Source organism: Pantoea sp. BAV 3049, assembly GCF_009765445.1.
GTDB lineage: Bacteria > Pseudomonadota > Gammaproteobacteria > Enterobacterales > Enterobacteriaceae > Erwinia.
In genome coordinates this window covers 4,650,610-4,657,316 of record NZ_WHOY01000031.1, presented here as the reverse complement: position 1 = coordinate 4,657,316, position 6,707 = coordinate 4,650,610, and the positions used below count along the sequence as shown (strand labels likewise).

Sequence of the window (6,707 nt, the reverse complement as noted above, 5' to 3'; positions counted from 1 at the left end):
ATAACAAAAAACTTACCCATATGATATTGTGTTATAAGAACCGCTTTTATTTGATAAAAATATCTTAGATTCAAATAATTAGTATTCCACAATTTATATTACTTATAAGGGCTACATATAGAATATCATTGTTTAGTAAGGCTTTTACTGACATTTTTACTTTAGTTAGATCTAGGCCTGTAAAACTTACCAGTACGCTGGAGTTTACTTACTTTTCAGCCCCTTACGTTTCAGAACATCGTTCGGCCTTTCAATTTTCTGTCGAGCATTATTGACGCACGCGACAGAGCATTATAGGATAAATCTTAATTTCAGTCTCGTTAACACCCGCCGATACAACAACGAATCCTGCTCCCCCGTCCATAATCAGTATTATCTCAATGCGACAAATTCTCGAAGTGTTTTGCCCGTCCATTAAAATTTCATGCAACAGCGGCGCCGTCACTTTTCCCAGATTAATCATTCATCTATCCAGCTCGAAAACTACATTCCACAGCACTTCTGGTCATTTTAACAGCTCCTTGGGTTTGTCAGCTTTCTTATGTCTGGCGCACCTTGCTCCCCGCGGCATCAGCAAGGCTGACAGCGATTAACCACAATTTACGATCTTCACTTTCTCGTTTACTCCCTCATCTGTCAATCAACGTGAGCTGGCAATTTAATAAAGGAAATAAATCAATAAATAACAAGGGATTGTTTTATACATACATCGCACTTTCACGCTTATCGGTATTGTCTTTATCCACTCTTCACGATTTCTATTCCTTGTCCACAACGACGACTACACCTGAATTTACGAGGTGAAGCGCGGTAACTTCCACCTACACCCACCGGGGCCCATGGGCATATCAGAGGGCACTGTTGCAAATAAACGATGGTGGTAAATTTATCCCCCTTTTTTTGCTGGCGGAGTAGCACATGAACCCATTCAAAGTCCGGCATTTTCAGCGTGACATCATCCTGTGGGCAGTCCGCTGGTACTGTAAATACGGCATCAGCTATCGTGAGCTGCAGGAAATGCTGGCTGAGCGTGGTGTGAATGTCGATCACTCCACGATTTACCGCTGGGTTCAGCGTTATGCACCTGAAATTGTAAAACGACTGCGCTGGTACTGGCGTAACCCTTCCGATTTTTGCCCGTGGCACATTGATGAAACGTACGTGAAGGTGAATGGTTGCTTGGCTTATCTTTACCGCGCCGTCGACAACAGGGGCCGCATTGTTGATTTTTATCTCTCCCCGCGACGTAATAGTAAAGCCGCTTACCGGTTGCTGGGTAAAATCTTCAACAACGTGAAGAAGTGGCAGCTCCCTCGGTTTATCAACACGGATAAAGCGCCCACCTATGGCTGTGCGCTTGCCCTGCTTAAACGCGAAGGTCGATGGCCGCCTGACGTTGAACACCGACAGATTAAGTACCGGAATAATGTCATTGAATGTGATAATGGCAAACTGAAGAGGATAATCGGCGCCACGCTGGGATTTAAATCCATGAAGACAGCTTACGCCACAATAAAGGGTGTTGAGGTGATGCGTGCACTGCGCAAAGGCCAGGCCTCAGCATTTTATTATGGAGATCCCCTGGGCGAGATGCGTCTGGTAAGCAGAGTGTTTGAAATTTAAGTCCTTAGAATAAGACAAAAGGTTACCTCATCGCGAACTTTGCAACAGTACCCTCCACCTGTTCTGGTCAATAAATCAGGACACTTTTTATCAGTCATCTGTTTATAGCGTACCGGGGGCAGTTCTCCGTTCGCACTATGGTTTCTGTCAACGTTGTAGTAGCGGATGTACGTCGCCACACCCTGTTTCATATTAGCCCGGCTATGCTGCGGTACGAGCAACAACCACTCATGTTTCATGACTGTCCCAGAAGCGCTCCATTACCGCATTATCCCAGCAGGCACCTACGTCTCCCATGCTGCTCCTCAGACCGTAGCTGCTTAACTGCCGCTGGAAGCGATGGCTGGTATACTTAAACAGAACTGACTTTGGGGTTCTACGTCGCAAACGCCGAAATTTCCGGCATAACCGATCTTCAGTCGAATCTGTTATTGCAACATTAAAATGTCACCCGATCCTCCAAAGTAGAAATGTCACTTTTGAGTATAAAGAATAGGGTGGCGAGGTTATCGTTTGAGGCTGGTCCTGAATTCTTCTGGATTAGCTAATACTGGATTGATGGCTCTGAGTTGCTCCTGGAACCTAGCCTGAGCGCGACGTTTAGGCATGCTTTTACTTCTTTCCCGTTTGTCCTGGCGGTCCATCTCATCCATTTTATCCTGAGCCAGTTTCAGCACCGTGCCGAGGCGTTTGTTGTCAACTATTTTTCCCTGGTCAATGCAGTCAAGTTTGTCGAACGCACGATATTCCAGTGAGCGGTGGCCATATTTAAAGGCTAAAGTGCCGTCTGGATAGTCATAGACCATGATATTTTCGCCGGCAAGGCGTGAGTTTTCTTCTGTCGGTTCAACCAAGTAAATGATTTTGTCATAACGGAATGTCAGTGATTTGGTGATTTTTCTCGTTTCGTGCCAGGCAAACATGTCATCAAGTTCCTCTGCACTTTCAGTGACCGGCCGGTGCAGATTTTTAGGGTATCTGGGCACACGGGCAAAACGCCCGTTAAAACTACCGATAAAGGTTTCTATCCAGGCATTGGCTTGCTCAATACTGCAGATCCCTTCCAGACGCATTTCTTTGATAAGCCGGTCCTGTAGCGTCTGATTAGCCCGTTCTACCCTGCCTTTTGCCTGAGGGCTGTTGGCGCAGATGAGATCCACACCGATATCATGAAGTAACCGTCCGAACTGCGTTGTTCCCGTCTTTGCCCCATTCGGGCGGTTAACACGGAAAACCCCGTGTTTATCGCTGTAAAAGACCAGGGGCTTACCGTGCTTGTCAATGTATTTGCGGGTGGCCAGCATATAATCAAACGCGGATTCGGTTTCCCCGAAACGCAGGTGCATCAGCTGGCCGGTTGCATCGTCAACAAAGACCAGCAGACAGCATTTAGGAGCGCGCCCCTCAAACCAGTCGTGGGGTGATCCGTCGATCTGGATCAGTTCTCCAAGGCAGTCACGCCGGTTGCGAGGCTGATAGACACGAGGTTTACGCCTGACGTAAGGAACCCACAGGTCACTCGCGATCATCCATTTACGTAGCGTTTCAACGAAAACAACAATATCGTGCCGTTCTCTGAGCTTTTCGGCTGCCAGCGTCGGCCCGAAATCACTGTAATTTTCATGCAGCAGAGCCAGCACACGCAATCTGAACGACTCAGGCAGACTGTGGTTACCCTGATTTCCCCGGTGCCCGTGACCAGCCCCGCAGCACCAGACTCTCGGTAACAGTTCATGAGGCGCTGAACCTGACGTTCAGTAAGATCCAGCTGAAAGGCTGCATCGCGACGGCGTAGACGTTTTTCAACAACGGCCTGTATGACACTGGCCCGGTGTAATTCCTTATCTGACATAGTCACCAACATTCGAATGTCCTTGTTGCAGCATAAGATTTATCCTTTATGCCGTAAAAAGTGACATTTCTAAATGGCTAAAAAGTGACATTACTATATTGGTGCTACAGAATCAGTGTGTGTTAGTGCGGTTATGGTAAATAAAATCTTCGGATTTCTGTTAGTTGTTGTGCGATTTATAATTAATTGCAATGCTGGTTTTTATAAATTGCAACGCAACATCATCAGATGAATGTTTAATGGCAACAGAAACCATCGATCACACCACTCTTCGCCGTCTGGTTGAGGCCGGCGCTGTCCGGGCAGCCCACGTCGTGGGTACGTCCGGAGGCTGGGCGTTGACAGTGAAGTTCGGGTTAAATGAACGGCCGTTGGCAGCGCAACGCAGTCGTCAGATCCGGTTATTTAAAAAGCTGGAAACGCTGGTCAGTTACCTGAAAGACGTCGGGATCGCACAGTTTGACGTTGATGCTTCCAACTACAGCCCGGAGAGTCAGAACCGTAGCTCCCGCCCGGATAGGTCGGCGGCGCTTAAACGGGCGCATGAAGCCGTGGCATATGATGCATGGTTCCGGGAACAGGTTCAGGCATCCATTAATGATCCACGACCTGCTGTGTCTGATGAGGAAATGAGACGGCGCTTTGCTGTCCGAAAAAATGCCCTGCGTAAGGAGGCGTGATGCGTCAGGAATGGAAACCAATGGCTCTTACGGACAGGGAGAATATCATGGACTATATCAGCCCGGATAACCCGCAGGCAGCAACAGACCTGGATGATGAGTTTGAAACGGCGACAGAGCGAGCCTGTGGCAACCCGGACATGTACAAGCCAGGCAGGATCACGGGCACTCGGGAAATAGTAGTCAGACCTCATTATATTCTGGTCTACCAGACTGAAGAGTGTGTTCTGACGGTTTTACGTGTTCTGGATGCCGCCCAACAATGACCGCCAGCAACCTGACGGAAATTTCGGCGCTTGCGGCGTAGCCCCCCAAGTAATAACCTGGTTTCGTGAACGCCAAGAAAAAGGACTAATAAATATTACAGAGAGTACTACGACATGGCGTTGTCATCCCAGCATCGCTGCATTTTCTGACACTATTTTTGATAAAAGCTGGTTGTTTCCCGCAGCTGACTCAAGGAATGAGATAGCCACAGATCATGATGGTGTATTCCTTGTGCCTACAAGGTACGTTGCTTATGTAGCAAAACATCAACCTCAGTGTTTGCGGAGTTCAGCCAGTTCAGGCAAAGAGTTTCATCTTAACTTCATATTTTAAAATTTCCAAGGGTTCAACACATGAGCAGGTACTCATCGTACCTACTGGGGTTGTACGCCGGAATCCCAGAAAATTCCGTCACAAAAGCGTAAGCGTCTCATCTGTACCGTCTGTCCTGTGGCCGTCTGTTCCGGGAAAATAGTGTCCATCATTTTTTAATGGACACTATCCCATGAAACACCGGACATGGATCCCTGAAGCACTTCGCCTCCATTTTGATGAAAAGCTACCGCGTACTGAGGCAGGCAGACGGCTCGGCATTCCCAAAACCACCGTCTGCGAACTGTTCGTTCGCTTCAGTAAGGCCGCCGTTCTGCCCACAGCACCGGAGCCGGCTGAAACACCCGCACCCCGCAGGCGGCAACGTCGCCCCAACTTCCCCCGTGACTTCAAAAGTGCAGAACACACTGCAGGATGACCCGTTCAGCGGCCACCTGTTCATCTTCCGCGGCCGGCGCGGTGACATGATAAAAGTGCTGTGGGCTGACCGGGACGGCCTGTGCCTGTTCATCAAATGCCTGGAGCGGGGGCGCTTCGTCTGGCCGGAGGCGCGGGACGGCAGGGTTCACCTGACGCCGGCGCAGCTGTCCATGCTGCTGGAAGGCATAAACTGGAAGCATCCGCAGCGGACGGAATGCCCTGGTCTGAGAATATAACCTGCTGTAAAGTGGGGGTTATGGACACCTCATATACCGATGAAAATGCCCGTCTCAGGGCGCAGCTGCAGGAGCAGCAGGCCACCCTCCGCAAAATGGCGGAATATAACCGCCTGCTCTCGCAGCGGGTGGCGGCGTACGCCAGCGAAATCAACCGGCTGAAGGCGCTGGTCGCTATGCTGCAGCGCATGCAGGTCGGCAAAAGCTCCGAAAAGTTGCGTGAGAAAACGGCGCGCCAGGTGCGCGAGGCGGAGGAGCGCATCGGCGCCCTGCTGGAGGAGATGCTGGGTGAACAGCATGGCCCGGTACTCCCGCAGCCGCTGCGCCAGTCTTCCGCCCGTAAACCACTGCCTGGCTCACTTCCCCGCGAAACTGCGACAGGACCGGAAGGCATTCAGGTGGTTGAGGTCGACGGAAATTCTGACGGTACGTTTACCCAAGGCGGGCGCGGGGTTGCCGGCGCCTATGACTACCGGCGGCAAAAAGGCAATACTTCCGACAGTGACCAGGCGGGCTGGTATCTGACAAGTTATACGGACATATTATTAAAAAAATCACGCTCAATTTTCAAAACAAGAACCCCAGGAAAACAGATAAATTACAACAATAAAGCCAAAAATAAAATACGCATTAATATGATGAGTATGTTGGCAATCATTCAGTTTACAAAGTGACTTTTTCTCGGAAACACATGACCAAAAAATGTTGATTGAAGGTAAATAAAAATGAACTGAAAGGTGATTTTTACCACTAATGACGTACTGCATTTGTAAGTGCATAAATAGTGCAGTTATAATGACTGTAGAGATCTTGCAAGGGGAATATTAATGAATACGCTCCATGTCTGCGTGAATGATGAGCTAAAAGAATTGTAGCCCGGACTTTGAAAGGGTACCTCTTTCATCTTCTAACGCATCGCGCCTGCTTGAAGATCTGGCCCGGTGCTTCAAGATTAAATGTGCGAGCATCTGGATTTAAATAAAATTTATAATGGCATAAATGACAAGAGTCTTACCTGGTTTGCCATTAAAGGGGGAATCTGGAAAGCCAGTGAAACAGGTACCAGCACCTACTATGAAAATTCACCTTTCATTCAATCCAACAATTATATTTTTGAGTGGAAAGGAATATCTTTTACGGGAAGCTAATTATTCACATCATTTAAAAATCACCTTGCGCATACTCTTTTTTTCGACATAACAGATAGATGGTAAAAATAATGAATAATACATTTTTTTCTGACGCCAAAAACAACAACAAAGTAAAAGAAAACCTCGAAAATGAATTAAACACTTT

4 protein-coding genes and 4 pseudogenes are annotated in these 6,707 nt (G+C 48.2%); 6 read left to right on the top strand and 2 right to left on the bottom strand.

The features are described 5' to 3' along the window. Positions 1-918: 918 nt before the first annotated feature. Positions 919-1,623 carry an IS6 family transposase gene (locus GSQ70_RS23125; RefSeq protein ID WP_158784710.1) on the top strand — a complete coding sequence of 235 codons (705 nt, stop codon included), beginning with the start codon at positions 919-921 and terminating at the stop codon, positions 1,621-1,623. A gap of 101 nt (positions 1,624-1,724) precedes the next feature. Here GSQ70_RS23125 and GSQ70_RS26155 read toward each other — a convergent pair. Both GSQ70_RS26155 and GSQ70_RS23115 read right to left on the bottom strand, forming a co-directional pair. Next, positions 1,725-1,977: pseudogene (locus tag GSQ70_RS26155) on the bottom strand (integrase core domain-containing protein); the annotation flags it as partial. A 152-nt stretch (positions 1,978-2,129) separates the two neighbouring features. Then, positions 2,130-3,475: pseudogene (locus tag GSQ70_RS23115) on the bottom strand (ISNCY family transposase). Between the two features lie 239 nt (positions 3,476-3,714). Between GSQ70_RS23115 and GSQ70_RS23110 the strand changes: the two are divergent. The 5 genes and pseudogenes from GSQ70_RS23110 (at position 3,715) to GSQ70_RS26510 (ending at position 6,085) form a co-directional block, all read left to right on the top strand. Continuing rightward, positions 3,715-4,155: a hypothetical protein gene (locus GSQ70_RS23110; RefSeq protein ID WP_158784708.1), complete on the top strand. Its 441-nt coding sequence runs from the start codon at positions 3,715-3,717 to the stop codon at positions 4,153-4,155. After that, positions 4,155-4,421 (top strand): type II toxin-antitoxin system RelE/ParE family toxin, encoded by a 267-nt coding sequence (locus tag GSQ70_RS23105; RefSeq protein ID WP_158784707.1) that lies wholly within the window; start codon positions 4,155-4,157, stop codon positions 4,419-4,421. The genes GSQ70_RS23110 and GSQ70_RS23105 overlap by 1 nt, the downstream gene beginning before the upstream one ends. A gap of 506 nt (positions 4,422-4,927) precedes the next feature. Then, positions 4,928-5,053 (top strand): annotated as a pseudogene (locus tag GSQ70_RS26515) (IS66 family insertion sequence element accessory protein TnpB); the annotation flags it as partial. Between the two features lie 85 nt (positions 5,054-5,138). Further along, positions 5,139-5,411, top strand: a pseudogene (gene tnpB / locus GSQ70_RS26145) (IS66 family insertion sequence element accessory protein TnpB); the annotation flags it as partial. A gap of 20 nt (positions 5,412-5,431) precedes the next feature. Next, positions 5,432-6,085, top strand: coding sequence for an autotransporter outer membrane beta-barrel domain-containing protein (locus GSQ70_RS26510; RefSeq protein ID WP_370521094.1), 654 nt, complete (start codon positions 5,432-5,434; stop codon positions 6,083-6,085). Positions 6,086-6,707 lie beyond the last annotated feature (622 nt).

What these genes read in the sequence shown, in the direction of transcription:
- GSQ70_RS23110 (WP_158784708.1), top strand. Translation starts at nt 3,715, where the DNA reads ATGGCAACAGAAACCATCGATCACACCACTCTTCGCCGTCTGGTTGAG.
- GSQ70_RS26510 (WP_370521094.1), top strand. Translation starts at nt 5,432, where the DNA reads ATGGACACCTCATATACCGATGAAAATGCCCGTCTCAGGGCGCAGCTG.
- GSQ70_RS23105 (WP_158784707.1), top strand. Translation starts at nt 4,155, where the DNA reads ATGCGTCAGGAATGGAAACCAATGGCTCTTACGGACAGGGAGAATATC.
- GSQ70_RS23125 (WP_158784710.1), top strand. Translation starts at nt 919, where the DNA reads ATGAACCCATTCAAAGTCCGGCATTTTCAGCGTGACATCATCCTGTGG.